The organism is Bradyrhizobium sp. CCGUVB4N, assembly GCF_024199945.1.
GTDB lineage: Bacteria > Pseudomonadota > Alphaproteobacteria > Rhizobiales > Xanthobacteraceae > Bradyrhizobium.
The window spans coordinates 4,297,886-4,314,032 of the sequence record NZ_JANADP010000001.1 but is presented as its reverse complement, the minus strand read 5'-3'; the positions used below and the strand labels follow the sequence as shown (position 1 = coordinate 4,314,032).

Here is a 16,147-nt window from a genome sequence, read left to right as displayed (position 1 = left end):
TTTGGGCATGGACAAATCAAAATAGGTAAGTATTATTGACCTATATGTGCCCCCACGTCACAGAGGGGCCGATCAGGGAGACCGCCCATGTCGCAGCACCACCCGCCATCAACGCTGGCCGCCCTCGGCCGGACCTGGCTCGAGGCCTGGAATGCCCGCGATCTCGAGCGCGTGCTCACGCTTTACGACGACGCCGCCGTGATGACCTCGGACCGGATCCCGGTGATGGGATTTGACGCCAGTGGCACCGTGCGCGGCAAGGATGCCTTGCGGGCGTATTGGAGCAAGGCGATCGGGCTGCTGCCGGAGCTGCACTTTTCGCTGATCGATGTGTTCGTGAGCCCGGATAGCCTGGTGGTGTTTTACGAGAACGAGCGGGGCAAGCGCATCTGCGAATATCTGCGGGTGAATGATGCGGGGCTGATCGTGCAGGGATCGGCTAATCATTTGCCGCATTGAGGGCTGTCGATCATTCCGAGCGAAGCTCTCATTGGGTGGGCAAAGGCGCGCTTGCGCCGTGCCCACGATCTCTTTCAAAATCGCAAGGGAACGTGGGCACGCGTCCGACTTCGCTCTTCGAGCGAAGCGGAGGCTTTGCCCACCCTACGTGACCGCCGGCCCAGAGACAGGACCCCACCATGAAGCTCCCCACCTCACCCTTCACCGTCACCGACTGGAGCAAGGTCGAGGCGACAACGCATCCCGGGGAGACCGGGCACGCGCTGTGGCGCACGCTCAACATCGGCGATCTCCGGGTGCGGATGGTGGAGTATTCGCCGGGCTATCTCGCCGATCATTGGTGCGACCGCGGCCACGTGCTGTACGTGCTCGCGGGCGAACTCGACAGCGAGCTGCGCGACGGACGCAAGTTCAAGCTGACGCCGGGCATGAGCTACCAGGTCTCGGATTTCGGCGACGCCGCGCACCGCTCATCGACGGCGACGGGCGCTACCCTCTTCATCGTGGACTGACGGAACCGCTCGGTGTGCAGCGCAAAATAGCAAACTGCGCGGCGCTCGCTGTGGGCGCGTGCCGCCTTGAAGTTGCCCCAAAAAATCGCTAGATTGTGAACATCGATCCTTGGCCGAACGACTGGGCCGCTCCGTCTCATTTCAATGGGCGAGCACGTTTCAGGTATTTCTCCAAAATCGACCAACCGGGATGATGGGCGCAGCAATGTGCATTTGTCCCCCTGAGTGCATCGTCAATTGAAAGGAAATGACTATGGCAATGGGCACCGTGAAGTGGTTCAACAACCAAAAGGGCTTCGGCTTCATCCAGCCGGATGACGGCGCAAAGGACGTCTTCGTTCACATCAGCGCCGTTGAGCGCGCTGGTCTGAGCACCCTCAACGAGGGCCAGAAGGTCTCCTTCGACATCGTTGCGGACCGCCGCAGCGGCAAGTCCTCGGCCGACAACCTCCGCGCCGGCTAGTTGACCGCGACATTCGCGATCTGACCACGGACGTACCGGCAGATCGTTGAGTTCAGAGCCCCCGCGACCGGGCTTCCGGTTCGCGGGGTTTTTGTTTGCGCTGTCATTCCGGGGCTCGCGAAGCGAGAGCCCGGAATCCATTGATCCGCGGAATCCGCCGCCCGATGGATTCCGGGCTCGCCCTTCGGGCGCCCCGGAATGACGGGCGAGCAAGATCAGCCGCCCTTTTTCAGAACGGACACGAAGAACCCGTCCGTCCCGGTCCGCCTTGGCGTCATCAGCCAGCCCTCGTCCGACTGCAGCGCCGCTTGCCCAAATGCCTCGGCCTTGTCCCAGAGCACGCTCGCGGTCTGCTCCGGCGGCACCACCGCGAAGTCCGGATGCTTCGCGACGAAGGCCCTCACCTGCTCGCCGTTTTCCTCAGGCAAGACCGAGCAGGTGATGTAGGCGATGCGGCCGCCGGCCTTCACCAGCGGCACGGCGCGCTCCAGCACCTCGGCCTGGTCCTTCAAGCGAATCTCAAGCGCGCCCGGGCGCATGCGCCATTTGGCATCGGGATTGCGACGCCAGGTTCCGGTTCCCGTGCAGGGCGCGTCGATGACGACGAGGTCGGCGGTCGCGCGGATATCGGCCAGCGGATCGGCCTCGCCCTTGGGCGTGCGGACATCGGCATTGTGGACGCCGGCGCGCGACAGCCGCTCGTGGATCGGTGCGAGCTGACGCTTGTCGCTGTCGGTCGCGATCAGCCGGCCTTTCCCCTGCATCATGGCTGCGAGCGCCAGCGTCTTGCCGCCGGCGCCGGCGCAGAGATCGATCACCTGCTCGCCCGGTTTTGCCGCGGTGAGAAGGGCCGCAAGCTGCGATCCTTCGTCCTGCACTTCAACGCCGCCCTTGATGAAATCCTCTTCCGCCTGGATGCCCGGGTTGCGCGCATCGGCCGAAAGCTCGATGCGCAGGCCATTTGGCGACCATTGCGTCGGTTTCGCATGAAGATGAGCAAGCGCCTTCAGCACCTTGTCGCGATTGGATTTTAGCGTGTTGACGCGCAGGTCGAGCGGTGCCCGGCTCGCCATCGCCACGGCCTCCGCCGCGCGGTCCTCGCCGAACACCTTGGCGAGATGGGAATCCAGCCATTCGGGGTAGTCGCCGGCGATCGCGGCGGGCGCATCTTTCAAGGATCGCGAGGCAAGCGCGGCCTCCTCGGCCGCCGTCAGCGGCTCGGGCGCAAACCGGCTGCCGTCGAACAAGGCGGCCATGGTGGCGGTGTCCATGTTCCGCTCGAGGCGGAGCATGCCGATCAGCCGCGCGCGGGCCGAATCGGAGCCCATCAGGAACGCGCTGGAGGAAAACCGGCGCAGCACGTCCCAGACCAGGCCGGCAATGGCAGCGCGGTCGCCGGAGCCGGCAAAGCGGTGCGCGGTGCCCCACTCCTTCAGCGCTTTCGCCGCGGGCACGCGGTCGCGTTCGATGGTGTCGATCAGTTCGATGGCTGCGGACAGCCGGGCAGCGGGAGTCATTTGAATCTTTCAGATCAGGTCCGACGGCGCGATTTTAAGATCGCGCTCTAAGGGTTTGTTATTGCGCTTGATCTTGTCGGAAAACCGGTGGCCACTTTTCCGGATCATGCGCGGGTCAGATCAGCAACAGAATTTTGAGTGCGAAGTAGATCCACATCGCCAGCAGCACCAGCACGCCGGCGAGCCAGACCGACGAGCGCCGGCCGAGATCGTTCGAGGTCACAAACACGCCGGCATGGGCAAAGCGCGTCACCACGAACACCCAGGACATCAGCACGATGAAGAGATCGGCATGGCGGAGCGGCAGCGCCAGCGCGATCAGCGCATAGAACAGCACCGGCAGCTCGAACTGGTTGCGGTAGCAATTGGCGACCTGGGTAGCCCCCTTCGGCCAGTTCGGCTCGCCGAGCGCGATGTCGCGGATCTTGGTCTCGCCCGAGACCAGCGCATTCCGGCGCCCGAACACCATGCCGAGCAGGAGCGCGAAGGTGAGGCCGACCTGCACGAAGACCGGCAGCAGGACCATTTGGACAGACATCGGAACTTTCCCGTGAGGCGGCGTGCCGCAGACCGTCATTAGCCGCGACTTCTGGCGCTGACAATCAACCAGTTGAACCGGCGTTCCTGCATCTGCGACCAACTGCCGATCTTTAAAGCGATTTTTGCCCCCCTCGAGCCCGGCGAGAGAGCGCCAAGAGAGCAGCATGAACACCCTGCCCAGCCTTTGGACCGAATCCGCCGATGGCCAGCTCGGCATCTGGATGTCAGCGCTGGCTGGCGTCGCAGCGGCACTCGCTGTTGCGCTGGCAATGACCGTGTATTTCCGCCTGGGATACCGGACCTGGCGCGATGTTGTCAGGCACGGCCTGGCCGTGCTCGCCGCCCTCGCCCTGCTCGCTTTTGCCGCCTACGACATGCGCCACGCCGCGCTCGCCTATCTCGGCCTCAACCCGTCCAAGCCCGCGGTCGAGTTCGAGATCCGCATGCCGCGGGAAACGCTCGCGGCGGTCACCGCCGACACCCAGATCGAATTGCACACCGACCGCAACCAGACCCTCGCTCTGGTCAGCGGCGTCAGCGATCTCGCCGACGGACGCGCGTTGCTGCGCGGCGCGGTCGCGCTCAACCATCGCACAGCCGACCGGATGCTGGTCGTGAACCTGCCCGGCAAGGGCACGTTCGAATTCCGCCTGCGCCTGCCCGCCGAGCCGCATCGCACCGAGCAGTTCAGTCCCTGGCATCTCGCCGACCGCATCGCCTCGCCACTTGCAGGCGCCGTCGCGCCGCAGGACGATTACACGATCCGCTATCGCGTGCTTTAAACTTTGTTCGATCGCAGGTTTTGCGCACGCGTCATCGTTCCGACGTTTGCGCGGGCGATACTTCGCCCATGTCCGAATTTCGCCTCACCCAGATTTCCGACACGCATCTCGGCCGGCGCTTTCCCGGCCTGATCGCGAACTTCCATCGCGTCAGCGAGCATATCGACGCTGACAGGCCTGATCTCGTGATCAACACCGGCGATGTGTCCTTCGACGGTCCGACGAGCCGCGACGATATGCAGTTTGCAAAGGGCCTGCACGACGCGCTGCCCGTCGACTGCCGCTATGTTCCGGGCAATCACGACATCGGCGACAACCCGACCGCAATCGGGCCTGCGCCCAAGCCGCCGGTCGCGGAAGCACACCGCCAGCAGTTCCGCGACATCATCGGCGAGGATCATTGGTCGTTCGAGGCCGCGGGCTGGCGCTTCATCGGTCTCAACTCGCTCGCGATGAATTCAGGGCTCGCGTTCGAGGCCGAGCAGTTCGACTGGCTTGCTTCAGACATTTCGCGCGTGAACGGCAAACCGGTCGCGCTGTTCATCCACAAGCCGCTGTTTCTCAACCTGCCCGACGACCCGGAAACTCCTGAGACCTCGATCCGCTACGTACCGCAGCCGGCGCGCGCGCGGCTGATCGAGATGTTTGCGCATGTTGATCTCCGTCTGATCGCGAGCGGTCACGTGCACCAGCGTCGCGACTTCACGTTCCGCCACACGCGCCACGTCTGGACCCCCTCGGCGGGCTTCAAGATCAACGACGCCCGGCAGGATCGGATCGCAATCAAGGAGACCGGCCTCGTCGAGTACCGCTTCGCCTCCGATAGCTTCGAAGTCCGCCACGTCCGCGCCGCCGGCCAGGTCGATGTCGATATCGAAGAGCTGTTCGCCCAGATGGGCGGCGAGCACTAGCTCAACGCGCGGGAACGTCGCTTTACCTAATTACCTCTCTGCTCCGAATTTGGCCTTGGAGTGCTTGATTTTGCCTAATGACAACGTTGTCATCAGCGCATATCGTTCCCTTCAGCGGTCAAGAGCCGCGCGAGGGAGTAACGATGCAGTTTTTGTCCCGGTGGGATAACCAGCGCCTGTCCACGACAACGCGGGGCATTCCCGTGGTCGATGGCCTCGCTGCCGAGCACGTTGGCAGCCAAGGCTGGCTGCCGGCACGGGGCGACCTCGCGCTGCCCGCCCTCACGCTTGATGAGACCGCCTTCGCCGCCAATCGCGACCTCTTCCTGCGTTGGTGCCGGAGCGCCGGCGTTGCCGTTGCCCCTCACGCCAAGACGCCGATGTCGCCGGAGCTCGCACGCTCGCTGCGCGAGGCCGGCGCCTGGGGCACGACTGTTGCCAATATCCAGCAGGCCGCCGTGCTGCTTGGTCATGGCGAGCGGCGGCTGCTGCTGGCCAACGAAATCGGCGGGCTTGCGGCCGGCCGGCGGCTCGGCGCGCTGCTGAGCGCCTATCCCGATGTCGAGCTTCACGCTTTCGCCGATTCACCGGCCGCAGTCGCAGCGCTGGCCGAGGCGGCACGCGTCGCTGACCGGCACGAGCTCTCGGTGCTGATCGAGCTCGGCGCAGGCCGCGCCGGCGCGCGCGATCGCATCGCGGTCGGGGCAACGATTGCCGCGGTGCTCGCCGCCGACCGCCTCGTGCTCGGTGGCGTCGCTGCTTACGAAGGCGCGGTCGCGACCCCCGATGCCGAGGCGACCATGCAGGCGATTGCAGCGCTGATGGAGCGCACCATCGCGGCGTTCGCCATGGTCCGCGCTGCCGCCCCGCGCCTGCCGCTGCTCCTCAGCGCCGGCGGCTCGGCCTATTTCGATGTCGTGGCCCGCGCGCTCGCACCGGCCGCGCAGGCTGATGGCCATGCGACCGTCGTCCTGCGCTCCGGTGCGTTGTTCTTTGCCGATCACGGCATCTATGCCCGCGCCTTCGCCGAGCTCGACCGGCGCGGTGGTCTCGTCATCGCCGGCACGCACCACTCTGCGGCGGAAAGCTTTCGACCCGCGCTGACGCTCTGGGCCGAGGTCCTGTCGCGCCCCGAAGCCGGGCTTGCGATTGCGGGCTTCGGCATGCGCGACGCCTCGTTCGATCAGGGACTGCCGCAGCCGCTGCACATCTTTCGCGACGGCGTCGAACAGAAAGGGCTTGCCGCAAGCGTGTCAGTCACGCGCCTCAACGACCAGCACGCGTTCCTGTCCGTCGCGCCCGATTGCCCGCTCGACGTCGGAGACGTCATCGCCTTCGGCATCTCGCATCCCTGCACCTGCCTCGATCGCTGGCGCGTGATTTTTGGCGTCGATGCCGCCGGCACCGTGACGCGCGCACTTCCCACCCAGTTCGGCTGAGCGGCTCATGAACTTCCTCCCGCTCTGGCGCTATCAGAACCAGCTCATCGACGGGGCCATCGTCACGCTCGAGCTGACGACGATCGCGGCGGTCGCCGGGCTCCTGATCGGCGTTGCCGGCGCGGTTGCACTGAAGGGTCGCATCGCAGCGCTGCGCTGGCTGGTGCGCGGTTACATCGAGCTATTCCGCAACACGCCGTCGCTGATCCAGATCTTCATCATCTTTTTCGTGCTGCCGACCTTCGGCCTGAAGCTCCCGGCCTTCGAATCCGCCGCGGTCGCCCTCTCGCTCTATTTCGGTGCCTATTCTGTCGAGATCATCCGCTCGGGGCTCGACTCCATTCCGCGAAGCCAGGTCGAAGCGGGGCAATGCCTCGGGCTGTCCGGCTGGCAGGTGTTCCGCCACATCGTGTTGCCGCCGGCCCTGCGCAACGCCTATCCGGCCGTGACCAGCCAGTTCGTCCTGCTGCTGCTCGGCACCTCGCTCGCCTCGCAGGTCGCCGCCGACGAGCTGTTTCATGTCGCCGGCTTCATCGAGAGCCGCACCTATCGCAGCTTCGAGGTCTACGCGGTGATCTGCGTGGTCTATTTCGCGATGGCGATGGCGTTCAAGGCGCTGTTCGCCATCATCGCGGCGGCCGCCTTCCGCTGGCCGCGGCGAAGGTAGGGACGAAGCGATGCGATCCTTCACCCTCATCGATTTCGTCTCGCTGTTTTCGGCCCTGCGCTGGACCGTCGCGCTGGTCGCACTCGCGCTCACGTTCGGTGCGCCGTTGGCGCTCGGCCTCGCGCTCGGGCGCATCAGCCGCTTCAACGGCCTGCGCTGGACGATGGCGGCGCTGATCCAGGTGATCCAGAGCGTGCCGCTGCTCGGGCTCTTGTTCTTCTTCTATTTCGGCATGCCGGTTTTCCTCGGCATCCAGGTGCCCGCGATCGTCGCGGTCACCGTCGCCTACACGCTCTACACCGCCGCCTTCCTCGGCGAGATCTGGCGCGGCGGCCTCGAGGCGGTGAAGCAGGCGCAATGGGAGGCCGGTGCCTGCCTCGGCCTCTCCGCCTGGCAGCAGTTCCGCCACATCATCGCGCCGCAGGCGCTGCGGCTGTCGCTGCCGCCGACCGTCGGCTTCCTGGTGCAGCTGATCAAGGGCACCTCGCTCGCCTCGATCGTCGGCTTCGTCGAGCTTGCCCGCGCCGGACAAGTGGTGAGCGCGGCGACGTTCCAGCCGCTGCTCACCTACGCGCTCGTCGCCGCGATCTACTTTGCGCTGTGCCTGCCGCTCACGCTCTGGTCCCGCTCCTTGGAGGCCCGCCTCGATGGCTCTCGTTGAAATCCGCGACGTGCACAAGACATTCGGCAAGGTCGAGGTGCTCAAGGGCGTCTCGCTCGATGTTGAGGAAGGCGAGATCGTCACGATCATCGGCCGCTCGGGCTCGGGCAAGTCGACGCTGCTCCGCTGCATCAACGCGCTGGAGAGCGTCGATTCCGGCGAGATCCGCGTCGAGGGCGAGAGGGTCCACGCCAAAATGCCCGACCTGAAGAAGTTTCGTCAGCGCGTCGGCATTGTGTTCCAGGCCTTCAACCTGTTTCCGCATCTGAAGGTCGAGCGCAACATCACGCTCGCCCCACTGCTCACCGGCCGCACCGACAAAGCGAAAGCACGTGCGCTGGCGCAGGACGTGCTGACCCGCGTCGGCCTCGCCGACAAGATCGACGCCTGGCCCGAGCAGCTCTCCGGCGGCCAGCAGCAGCGCGTCGCGATCGCACGCTGCCTCGCCATGGCCCCTCACCTCATGCTGTTCGACGAGGTGACCTCCGCACTCGACCCCGAGCTTGTCGGCGAAGTCTTGAAGGTGATGGAGGCGATGGCCAGGCAAGGCATGACCATGATCCTGGTCACGCATGAGATGGGCTTTGCCCGCAACGTCGCCAACCGCATCGTCTTCATGCACCAGGGCCGCGTCTGGGAACAGGGACCGCCGGCAAAACTGTTCGCCAACCCCGAGACATCAGAGCTCGCAAGCTTCATCGCCTCGTCGAAATGAACATCAACCCATCCGCCACCAGGAGACCGTCATGAGACCACTGAAGTCCCTCTTTGCGATCGCAGCCACGGCTCTCGCCGTTCTCGCGGTACCGACCCTAGCGCAAGCCGACAAGCTCCAGGACGTACTCGGCTCCGGCAAGCTCCGCGTCGGCATCCTCACCGATGCCGCCCCCTGGGGCTTCAAGGACGATAAGGGCGAGATCGCGGGCCTCGACGCCGACCTCGCGCGGCTGATTGCCGCCGACATGGGCGTGAAGCTCGAGCTGGTCCCGGTGACGGGCGCGGCACGCATCCCGAGCCTGCTCTCGGACAAGATCGACATCCTGATCGCGGGCCTCGGCGCCACGCCCGAGCGCGCCCAGCAGGTGATGTTCTCGCAGCCCTATGCGGTGGTGAATCTCGGCGTCTATGGTGCCAAGTCGATTCCGGCCGCCACCGGCAAGAAGCCCGACAATCTGGAGGGGCGCACCGTCGCGGTCGCCAAGGGCACGACGCTCGACGTCTGGCTCACCGACAACGCGCCCAAGGTCAAGCTGGTGCGCTTCGAGGACACGCCGGCCGCGCTCGCCGCGTTCCTCGCGGGACAAGCCGATACCTTCGCCGAGAACAGCGCCATCGCGATCAAGGTGCAGGAGCAGAACCCGACCAAGGAGGTCGAGCTGAAATTCCTGATCCGTCAGTCGCCAGCCCATGTCGGCGTCCGTCAGGGCGAGCAGAACCTGCTCAACTGGATCAACACCGACATCTTCACCAACAAGCTCAGCGGCAAGCTCGGCGCGCTGCAACTGAAGTGGTTCAAGGAAGAACAGACGCTGCCGACGCTGTAAGAACGCAACGGCTCCCGCGGTGTGCGCGGGGGCCGCTTTCACGAGGAGAATTCGAAATGATCAAACGTTATGTCGTCGGCTCGCGCATGAGCCAGGCTGTCGCCGCCGGCGGCATGGTGCACATCGCAGGTCAAGTCGCGGATGACCGCAAGGCAGGCATCGTGTCGCAGACCCAGCAGGTGCTCGCCAAGATCGACGCGCTGCTGAAGGAAGCCGGCACCGACCGCTCCAGGCTGATCGCGGTCAACGTCTTTCTGCCGCACATCATCGACTTCGACTCCATGAACTCGGTCTACGATTCCTGGATCGATCCGGCCAATCCGCCGGCGCGCGCCTGCGTCGAGGCCCGCCTCGCCGATCCCGATTTGCGCGTCGAGATGACCGCGGTCGCCCTGCTCTGAACGGCACTTCTCTCAACCTTCGGCCGGCGTCGGCGACGGCGCGGCCCTGAGGCCTCCCATGCATACCGGACTTTTCCACGAGATCGATTTCGAGAAGGACCAGAAATGGTCCGGCCATCTCGGCATTCCCTTCTCGATCGATCGCTCTCCCTACTACCAGCTCAAGATCCCGATCTTCCGGATCAAGAACGGCGCCGGCCCGAAACTGCTGCTGATGGCCGGCAATCACGGTGACGAGTACGAGGGCGAGATCACGCTGACACGGCTGTATCGCCGGCTCGATGCGAAAGCCATCAAGGGCGAGATCACCATTCTTCCGTTTGCCAATTGGCCTGCGGTCATGGCGGCGCGGCGGCGCTCGCCGCTCGACGAGGGCAATCTCAACCGCGCCTTCCCAGGCGATGCCGCGGGCACGCCGACGTTCCGGCTTGCCCACTTCCTCGAGCACGAGCTGTTTCCGCGTCACCAATTCGTCTTCGACATCCATTCCGGCGGCACGTCGATGGCGCACGTGCCTTGCGCGTTGATCGAGCGGCAGGGACCGCCCGAGATGTTCGCCCACGCGCTGCGGCTGATGGAAGGGCTCGGCATGCCCTTTGCCTTCGTCGCCGAGAACGGCGCGGCCGCACCGACTTCGATGGCCGCCGCCGCGCGCGCCGGCGCGATCGGGCTGTCGGGTGAATTCGGCGGCGGCGGCACTGTCACACCGCAGACGATGGCGCTGACCGCGCGCGCCGTCGATCGCCTGCTGCTCGCGCTCGGCCTGGTTCAGGCGCCGGTATTGGGGCCTCACGCGCCGGTCGAACGCGCCACCGAATTGCTGGCGCTGCAAAGCCACGCGCAGGCGGTGTTCGCGACACGCCGCGGCTGGTTCGAGCCGGCCGTCACGGTCGGCGCACGGGTCAAGGCGGGTGACATCGCCGGCTGGTACCATGATTTCGAGCGACCGGAGCTGGCGGAAGAGGTGCTGCGCTTCCCTGCCGACGGCATCGTGATCTCGCAGCGCCTGCACACCGACAGCCAGAGCGGCGACTGCCTGGTCCAGGTCGGCCGCGCGCTGTCGCGCGACGAGGTGGCGCGCTGAGCTTTGGAGAGCCACCGACTTCGACTAACTTCGGGAATCGATGACCGATCCGGCAAAGCCGACCTATGACGATGTGGTGCGCATTCCGGCGCCGCCCGGCCGCAGCAATGCGACCGGACGGCCGCCGCGCATCGAGGAGGTGGCGGAGCGCGCCGGCGTGTCGCCGATCACGGTGTCGCGGGTGCTGCGCCATCCCGAAAAGGTCAATCGCGACACCCGCGAGCGCATCCTCGAAGTTATCGAGGCGACCGGCTACGCCTCCAACCCGCATGCGCGCGCGCTGCGCTCGGGCCGATCGAACGTGGTCGTGGCCTTTGTCTCGAACATTCTGAGCCAGCAGTTCGGCCTCGCGGTCCGCAGCCTCGCCGCCACGCTCGAGCCGGAGGGCTTTGAGGTGCTGGTCGGCCAGACCTCCTACTCCTATGCCAAGGAGGTCGCGATGATCCAGTCGCTGCGCGGCATCCGGCCTGCGGCGGTGATGTTCACGGGCGTGATCGAGCTCGAGGAGAATCGCGCCGCGTTGCTCGAGCTCGGCATTCCCGTGATCGAGACCTGGGCGTATCCGCGCGATCCCATCGACATGCTGGTCGGCCTGCCGAATGCGGATGCCGGCGCGATGGCAGCGCGTCGCCTGGCTGATGCCGGACATCGCCGCGTCGCCTTCATCGGTCGCACCAGCGGCCGCGGCGCGCTTCGCCGCGATGGATTTCGCGCGGCCTCAGCCGGGCTTGGGATCGAGATCGTCCACGAGATCGGCGTCGGCGAGATCACGGGCCTCGTCGACGGCCGCGCGGCCTTCACCACCCTGCTCGACCGCGGCGACCGCATCGATGCCGTGTTCTGCGCCAATGACCTGCTGGCGACCGGCGCACTGATCGAGGCTCGCGGCCGCGGCCTGTCGGTGCCACGCGATCTCGCCGTGCTCGGCTTCGGCGACAATGATGTTGCCGACCAGATCACGCCGGGCCTTACGACGATCTCGTTCGATGCCGCGGCGGTCGGGCGTATTGCGGGAGAACTGCTTCTGGCGCGCCTGTCCGGCACGCCGCTCGCTGCGCAGCGGCTCGCCGTCGACCTGTTCCTGGTCGAGCGCGGCAGCGTCTGATTCAGGCGACGCTCTTGAGGTCCTGCTGGATCGCAGCGAGCAGGGATTCCAGCGCGGCACTGCTGACCGGCCTGGCCTCAGCCATCTCGGGCTGAGCCTTGGCAGGCTGGACATGAGCGGACTGCGCCGCCTTGACCGGACGCTTCGGGAATGGTGGCGGCGCCGGCATCGGGGCCTGCGTGAACGCAGCCTCGTCCTCGCTGTGCACGAACTTGCCATGGATGACATCGTCATGGCGGCCCATGACATACATGGCCACCCAATAGCCGGCAGCCAAAAGGATTACGCAGAAAATACCAATCTCTAACATCGCAACACCCTAAATATGCGCGATGATTCAATGCCTTCGCCCGGACGTCAATGAACCCTCGGTCACACATACGGGTTTTTGCGGGCAAGTGTTGCTAATTGGTAACGCTTTGTTAACCACCGGTGTCAGGGGGTGTGACACCGGTGCAACTACGAGACGCTCCAGGCCGACAGGAGGCGCTCCAGGCCCCTCTGTTAGGCCTTATCCGGCCCGACCCGGACCAGCTGCTTGCCGAAATTGGCGCCCTTCAGCAGCCCGATGAAGGCGCCCGGGGCGCTCTCCAGACCCTCGGTGACGAACTCCTTGTACCTCACCTTGCCGTCGCGGACCCAGCCGGACATGTCGCGCAGGAAGTCGCCATGGCGCGAGGCGAAGTCGGAGACGATGAAGCCGCGGAAGGTAAGCCGCTTGGTCAGCGTCGCGCGCATCAGGCTTGCGGCCCATTTCGGCGGCTTGGCCTCGGTGTCGTTGTAATGGGCGATCAGGCCGCACACCGGCACGCGCGCGAATTGATTGAGCAGCGGGAAGACCGCCTCGAACACCGCGCCGCCGACATTCTCGAAATAGACGTCGATCCCCTTCGGGCAGGCGTCCTTCAGCTTCGCAGCGAGATCAGGATCACGGTGATCGATGCAGGCATCGAAACCGAGCTCCTTCACCACGTAGTCGCACTTGTCCTTGCCGCCGGCAATGCCGACCGCGCGTGCGCCCTTGATCTTCGCGATCTGACCCACGGCCGAGCCGACGGCGCCGGAAGCGCCGGCGACGACGACGGTCTCGCCTTGTTGCGGCTTGCCGATGTCGAGCAGACCCGTATAGGCGGTCATGCCGGGCATGCCGAGCACACCGATCGAGGTCGAGATCGGACCGAGCTTGGGATCGACCTTGATGAGACCTTTGCCGTTCGAGATCGCGTGCGTCTGCCAGCCCGAGCGGATGCGCACGATGTCGCCTTTTGCGAAATCAGGATTGTTGGAGGCCGCGACCTCGCTGACCGCCTCGCCCTCCATCACGCCACCGACCGGCACCGGCGCAGCATAGGACGGCCCCTCGCTCATGCGCCCGCGCATATAGGGGTCGAGCGATAGCCAGATCGTGCGCAGCAGCACCTCGCCCGCACCCGGCGTCGGCACTGCGAATTCCTCCAGGCGAAAATCGGATGATTTGGGCTCGCCGACGGGACGCGCGGCGAGAACGATGCGTTTTGCTTGGGACATGATGGCTTCCTCCGTTTTGTCTTTCGACGCGGACGGAAGCGGAGGGATTGAGGCGCGTCAATACAAAAGCGGTGGAGCCGCGCACTCGCTGTCGTCGCCCGACCCCGTAGAATTTTATGTGCCGGATTAAGGCCGCGATCAGCTCACCAGTTTAGGCTGTACCAGGGAGATCGCTTCGCCTCTGCCGGGCACCGCGATAGGCAAATGACAATTGGACAGGGAATGGCATCGCTGAGGCAGCAGATCGGGCAAATGGGTCTCGCGGCCCCGAAGAGCACGGCATGGAAAGTAACGGCCGCCCTGGCTTCCTTGCCGATCCTCATCTTTGTGATCGGCCCCGTGCTCACTGCGTGGCTCTCGGACGCCCCTCCTAATTTTCGTGAAGCGGTCCACTATCTTGCAGGTTTCGTGCTGATCCTCTCGCCAACATGGATCGCACTCTTTCTCAATCATCCCTGTGTCTTGTTTATATTCCTGTTGAATTTCCTTGCCTTCATAACGTCCCTGCTCTGCCTGGCCGGCATACCCGTCAACAGCTGCGTCGGCCTCGACGGCCAAGCGTGGTGGTCGATCCTGGGGACGCCAGTCGCGCTTATCTGGTCGTTGAACAACAGCAAAAGACCGGACGCGGCGGCGCTGGATCACTCCGCGCCGCCGATCGCATCGCTGACAACGATCAGCACATGACCTTGGGTCGCGCGAACTAACCGCCACCCGGATAGTTCGGGGCTTCGCGGGTAATCGTCACGTCGTGGACGTGGCTTTCGCGCAGGCCCGCGCCGGTGATGCGGACGAAGTTCGCTTTCTCGTGCAGCTCCTTCATGTCCTTTGCGCCGACATAGCCCATTGCGGCACGGAGGCCACCGGCGAGCTGGTGCATGACGTTGCCGACCGGGCCCTTGTAGGGCACCTGGCCCTCGATGCCCTCAGGCACGAGCTTGAGCGCGTCCTTGATGTCCTGCTGGAAGTAGCGGTCGGCAGATCCCCGCGCCATCGCGCCGACCGAGCCCATGCCGCGATAGGCCTTGTAGGAACGGCCCTGCCACAAGAAGACTTCGCCGGGGGTCTCGTCGGTGCCGGCGAGCAGCGAGCCGACCATCGCGATGTCAGCACCGGCGGCGAGCGCCTTGGCGAGGTCGCCGGAGAACTTGATGCCGCCGTCGGCGATGACGGGGATGTCCGACTTTTTGGCAGCCTCCACCGCATCCATGATCGCGGTGAGCTGCGGCACGCCGACGCCGGCGACGATGCGCGTGGTGCAGATCGAGCCCGGGCCGATGCCGACCTTGATGCAATCCGCGCCCGCATCGATCAGCGCCTGCGTCCCCTCTGCGGTCGCGACGTTGCCGGCGACGACCTGCACGGAGTTGGAGAGACGCTTGATGCGATTGACGGCGTGCAACACGTGGCGGGAGTGGCCGTGCGCGGTGTCGACGACGACGAGGTCGACACCGGCATCGATCAGCCGCTCGGTGCGCTCGAAGCCGGTGTCACCGACGGTGGTGGCCGCGGCAACGCGGAGGCGCCCCTGCGCGTCCTTGCAGGCGAGCGGATGGGCGACCGCCTTCTCCATGTCCTTCACGGTGATCAGGCCGACGCAGCGATATTGCTCATCGACCACGAGCAGCTTCTCGATGCGATGCTGGTGCAGCATCCGGCGCGCCTCGTCCTGGCTGACATTCTCGCGCACCGTGACGAGCTTCTCATGCGTCATCAGCTCGGAGACTTTTTGCCGGCGGTCGGTGGCAAACCGCACGTCGCGGTTGGTGAGGATGCCGACCAGCTTGCCTGGCGTGTTCTTGCCGGCGCCGGTGACGACGGGAATGCCGGAGATGCCGTGATCGCTCATCAGCTTGAGCGCTTCGTCAAGCGTGGCCTCGGGGCTGATGGTGAGCGGGTTCACCACCATGCCCGACTCGTAGCGCTTGACCTGCCGCACCTGGGCGGCCTGCCCTTCGGGATCGAAATTGCGGTGGATGACGCCGAGGCCGCCGGCCTGCGCCATGGCGATCGCCATGCGGGCCTCCGTGACGGTGTCCATGGCGGAGGCCATGATCGGGATGTTGAGCGGAATGGCGCGGGTGACGCGGGAGCGGATGTCGACTTCGCCTGGCATGACGTCCGACAGGCCCGGCTTCAACAGCACGTCGTCGAACGTAAAGGCTTCGCGAATGCCTTGTTGTACCGTGGCCATGTGCCAACTCCTTCCGCGGCCGTGCCGCAAATAAATATGGATGAGCGCCGCCCTCGGCGTACCTTGCGGCATCGCCGGAGAATCGGAGCCCATCGGTGGGGTTGACGCGGGTCGATAGCACGGCCGCGCGACGAATCAAAGTAAATCGGACCGCTGGCCAGCCATGCACAGGCATTTTACGTAAATTCGGCGGGGATAGCCCGGCCGCGGCCCACCCTCCGTCATTCCCGGGGGGCGCGACGAAGGCGCGAGCCCCGGAATGACGGAGGAAGGAGCACAGGATTTAGGTGCTATGCGTTGATCCGCAATGGTCCCGGCCGCGCGGCGGTGATAAGCCGCAA

General features: G+C 65.4%; 19 protein-coding genes. 14 read left to right on the top strand and 5 right to left on the bottom strand.

Annotated features, from left to right (window positions below; all coding sequences use genetic code 11):
* The first annotated feature begins 87 nt into the window (after positions 1-87).
* The 3 genes from NLM31_RS19430 to NLM31_RS19420 all read left to right on the top strand — a co-directional run bounded on the left by NLM31_RS19430 (position 88) and on the right by NLM31_RS19420 (position 1,434).
* The gene (locus NLM31_RS19430; protein ID WP_254193300.1) at positions 88-459 is read left to right on the top strand and encodes a nuclear transport factor 2 family protein; all 372 of its coding nucleotides are present in this window, start codon (positions 88-90) and stop codon (positions 457-459) included.
* A 179-nt stretch (positions 460-638) separates the two neighbouring features.
* On the top strand, positions 639-971 hold the full coding sequence (locus tag NLM31_RS19425; RefSeq protein WP_254193299.1) for a DHCW motif cupin fold protein: 333 nt from the start codon (positions 639-641) through the stop codon (positions 969-971).
* 253 nt (positions 972-1,224) lie between these two features.
* Positions 1,225-1,434, top strand: coding sequence for a cold-shock protein (locus NLM31_RS19420; protein WP_027532363.1), 210 nt, complete (start codon positions 1,225-1,227; stop codon positions 1,432-1,434).
* A gap of 215 nt (positions 1,435-1,649) precedes the next feature.
* On the opposite strand, the gene NLM31_RS19415 is transcribed toward NLM31_RS19420, so the two are convergent.
* Both NLM31_RS19415 and NLM31_RS19410 read right to left on the bottom strand, forming a co-directional pair.
* Positions 1,650-2,951, bottom strand: coding sequence for an RsmB/NOP family class I SAM-dependent RNA methyltransferase (locus NLM31_RS19415; RefSeq protein ID WP_254193298.1), 1,302 nt, complete (start codon positions 2,949-2,951; stop codon positions 1,650-1,652).
* Between the two features lie 115 nt (positions 2,952-3,066).
* The gene (locus NLM31_RS19410; RefSeq protein WP_254130901.1) at positions 3,067-3,489 is read right to left on the bottom strand and encodes an MAPEG family protein; all 423 of its coding nucleotides are present in this window, start codon (positions 3,487-3,489) and stop codon (positions 3,067-3,069) included.
* 166 nt (positions 3,490-3,655) lie between these two features.
* Between NLM31_RS19410 and NLM31_RS19405 the strand changes: the two genes are divergently transcribed.
* The 10 genes from NLM31_RS19405 (at position 3,656) to NLM31_RS19360 (ending at position 12,085) form a co-directional block, all read left to right on the top strand.
* Positions 3,656-4,273, top strand: a complete 618-nt coding sequence (locus NLM31_RS19405) for an acriflavin resistance protein (protein ID WP_254193297.1) — start codon at positions 3,656-3,658, stop codon at positions 4,271-4,273.
* Between the two features lie 68 nt (positions 4,274-4,341).
* Complete coding sequence (locus tag NLM31_RS19400) at positions 4,342-5,184, top strand: metallophosphoesterase (RefSeq protein WP_254193296.1); 843 nt, start codon at positions 4,342-4,344, stop codon at positions 5,182-5,184.
* 143 nt (positions 5,185-5,327) lie between these two features.
* Positions 5,328-6,623 carry an amino acid deaminase gene (locus tag NLM31_RS19395; protein WP_254193295.1) on the top strand — a complete coding sequence of 432 codons (1,296 nt, stop codon included), beginning with the start codon at positions 5,328-5,330 and terminating at the stop codon, positions 6,621-6,623.
* A gap of 7 nt (positions 6,624-6,630) precedes the next feature.
* The gene (locus NLM31_RS19390) at positions 6,631-7,290 is read left to right on the top strand and encodes an amino acid ABC transporter permease (protein WP_254193294.1); all 660 of its coding nucleotides are present in this window, start codon (positions 6,631-6,633) and stop codon (positions 7,288-7,290) included.
* 10 nt (positions 7,291-7,300) lie between these two features.
* A complete protein-coding gene (locus tag NLM31_RS19385) occupies positions 7,301-7,951 on the top strand; it encodes an amino acid ABC transporter permease (protein ID WP_254130896.1) in 651 nt (216 codons plus the stop codon).
* Positions 7,938-8,666 (top strand): amino acid ABC transporter ATP-binding protein, encoded by a 729-nt coding sequence (locus tag NLM31_RS19380; RefSeq protein WP_254130895.1) that lies wholly within the window; start codon positions 7,938-7,940, stop codon positions 8,664-8,666. Before NLM31_RS19385 ends, NLM31_RS19380 begins: the two co-directional genes overlap by 14 nt.
* Before the next feature lie 31 nt (positions 8,667-8,697).
* A complete protein-coding gene (locus tag NLM31_RS19375; protein ID WP_254130894.1) occupies positions 8,698-9,495 on the top strand; it encodes a transporter substrate-binding domain-containing protein in 798 nt (265 codons plus the stop codon).
* 56 nt (positions 9,496-9,551) lie between these two features.
* Positions 9,552-9,896 carry a RidA family protein gene (locus NLM31_RS19370; RefSeq protein WP_254130893.1) on the top strand — a complete coding sequence of 115 codons (345 nt, stop codon included), beginning with the start codon at positions 9,552-9,554 and terminating at the stop codon, positions 9,894-9,896.
* Positions 9,897-9,954: 58 nt separating this feature from the next.
* Positions 9,955-10,980 (top strand): succinylglutamate desuccinylase/aspartoacylase family protein, encoded by a 1,026-nt coding sequence (locus tag NLM31_RS19365; RefSeq protein ID WP_254193293.1) that lies wholly within the window; start codon positions 9,955-9,957, stop codon positions 10,978-10,980.
* Between the two features lie 40 nt (positions 10,981-11,020).
* Positions 11,021-12,085, top strand: a complete 1,065-nt coding sequence (locus tag NLM31_RS19360) for a LacI family DNA-binding transcriptional regulator (protein ID WP_254193292.1) — start codon at positions 11,021-11,023, stop codon at positions 12,083-12,085.
* A gap of 1 nt (position 12,086) precedes the next feature.
* On the opposite strand, the gene NLM31_RS19355 is transcribed toward NLM31_RS19360, so the two are convergent.
* Together NLM31_RS19355 and NLM31_RS19350 are read right to left on the bottom strand one after the other, a co-directional pair.
* A complete protein-coding gene (locus NLM31_RS19355) occupies positions 12,087-12,395 on the bottom strand; it encodes a hypothetical protein (RefSeq protein WP_254130890.1) in 309 nt (102 codons plus the stop codon).
* Between the two features lie 194 nt (positions 12,396-12,589).
* Entirely contained in the window at positions 12,590-13,612 is a 1,023-nt protein-coding gene (locus tag NLM31_RS19350) for an NADP-dependent oxidoreductase (RefSeq protein ID WP_254193291.1), read from the bottom strand.
* 204 nt (positions 13,613-13,816) lie between these two features.
* Between NLM31_RS19350 and NLM31_RS19345 the strand changes: the two genes are divergently transcribed.
* Positions 13,817-14,299 carry a hypothetical protein gene (locus tag NLM31_RS19345; RefSeq protein ID WP_254193290.1) on the top strand — a complete coding sequence of 161 codons (483 nt, stop codon included), beginning with the start codon at positions 13,817-13,819 and terminating at the stop codon, positions 14,297-14,299.
* A gap of 16 nt (positions 14,300-14,315) precedes the next feature.
* Here NLM31_RS19345 and guaB read toward each other — a convergent pair whose 3' ends face one another.
* A complete protein-coding gene (gene guaB, locus NLM31_RS19340; RefSeq protein WP_254193289.1) occupies positions 14,316-15,806 on the bottom strand; it encodes an IMP dehydrogenase in 1,491 nt (496 codons plus the stop codon).
* Positions 15,807-16,147: the final 341 nt, after the last annotated feature.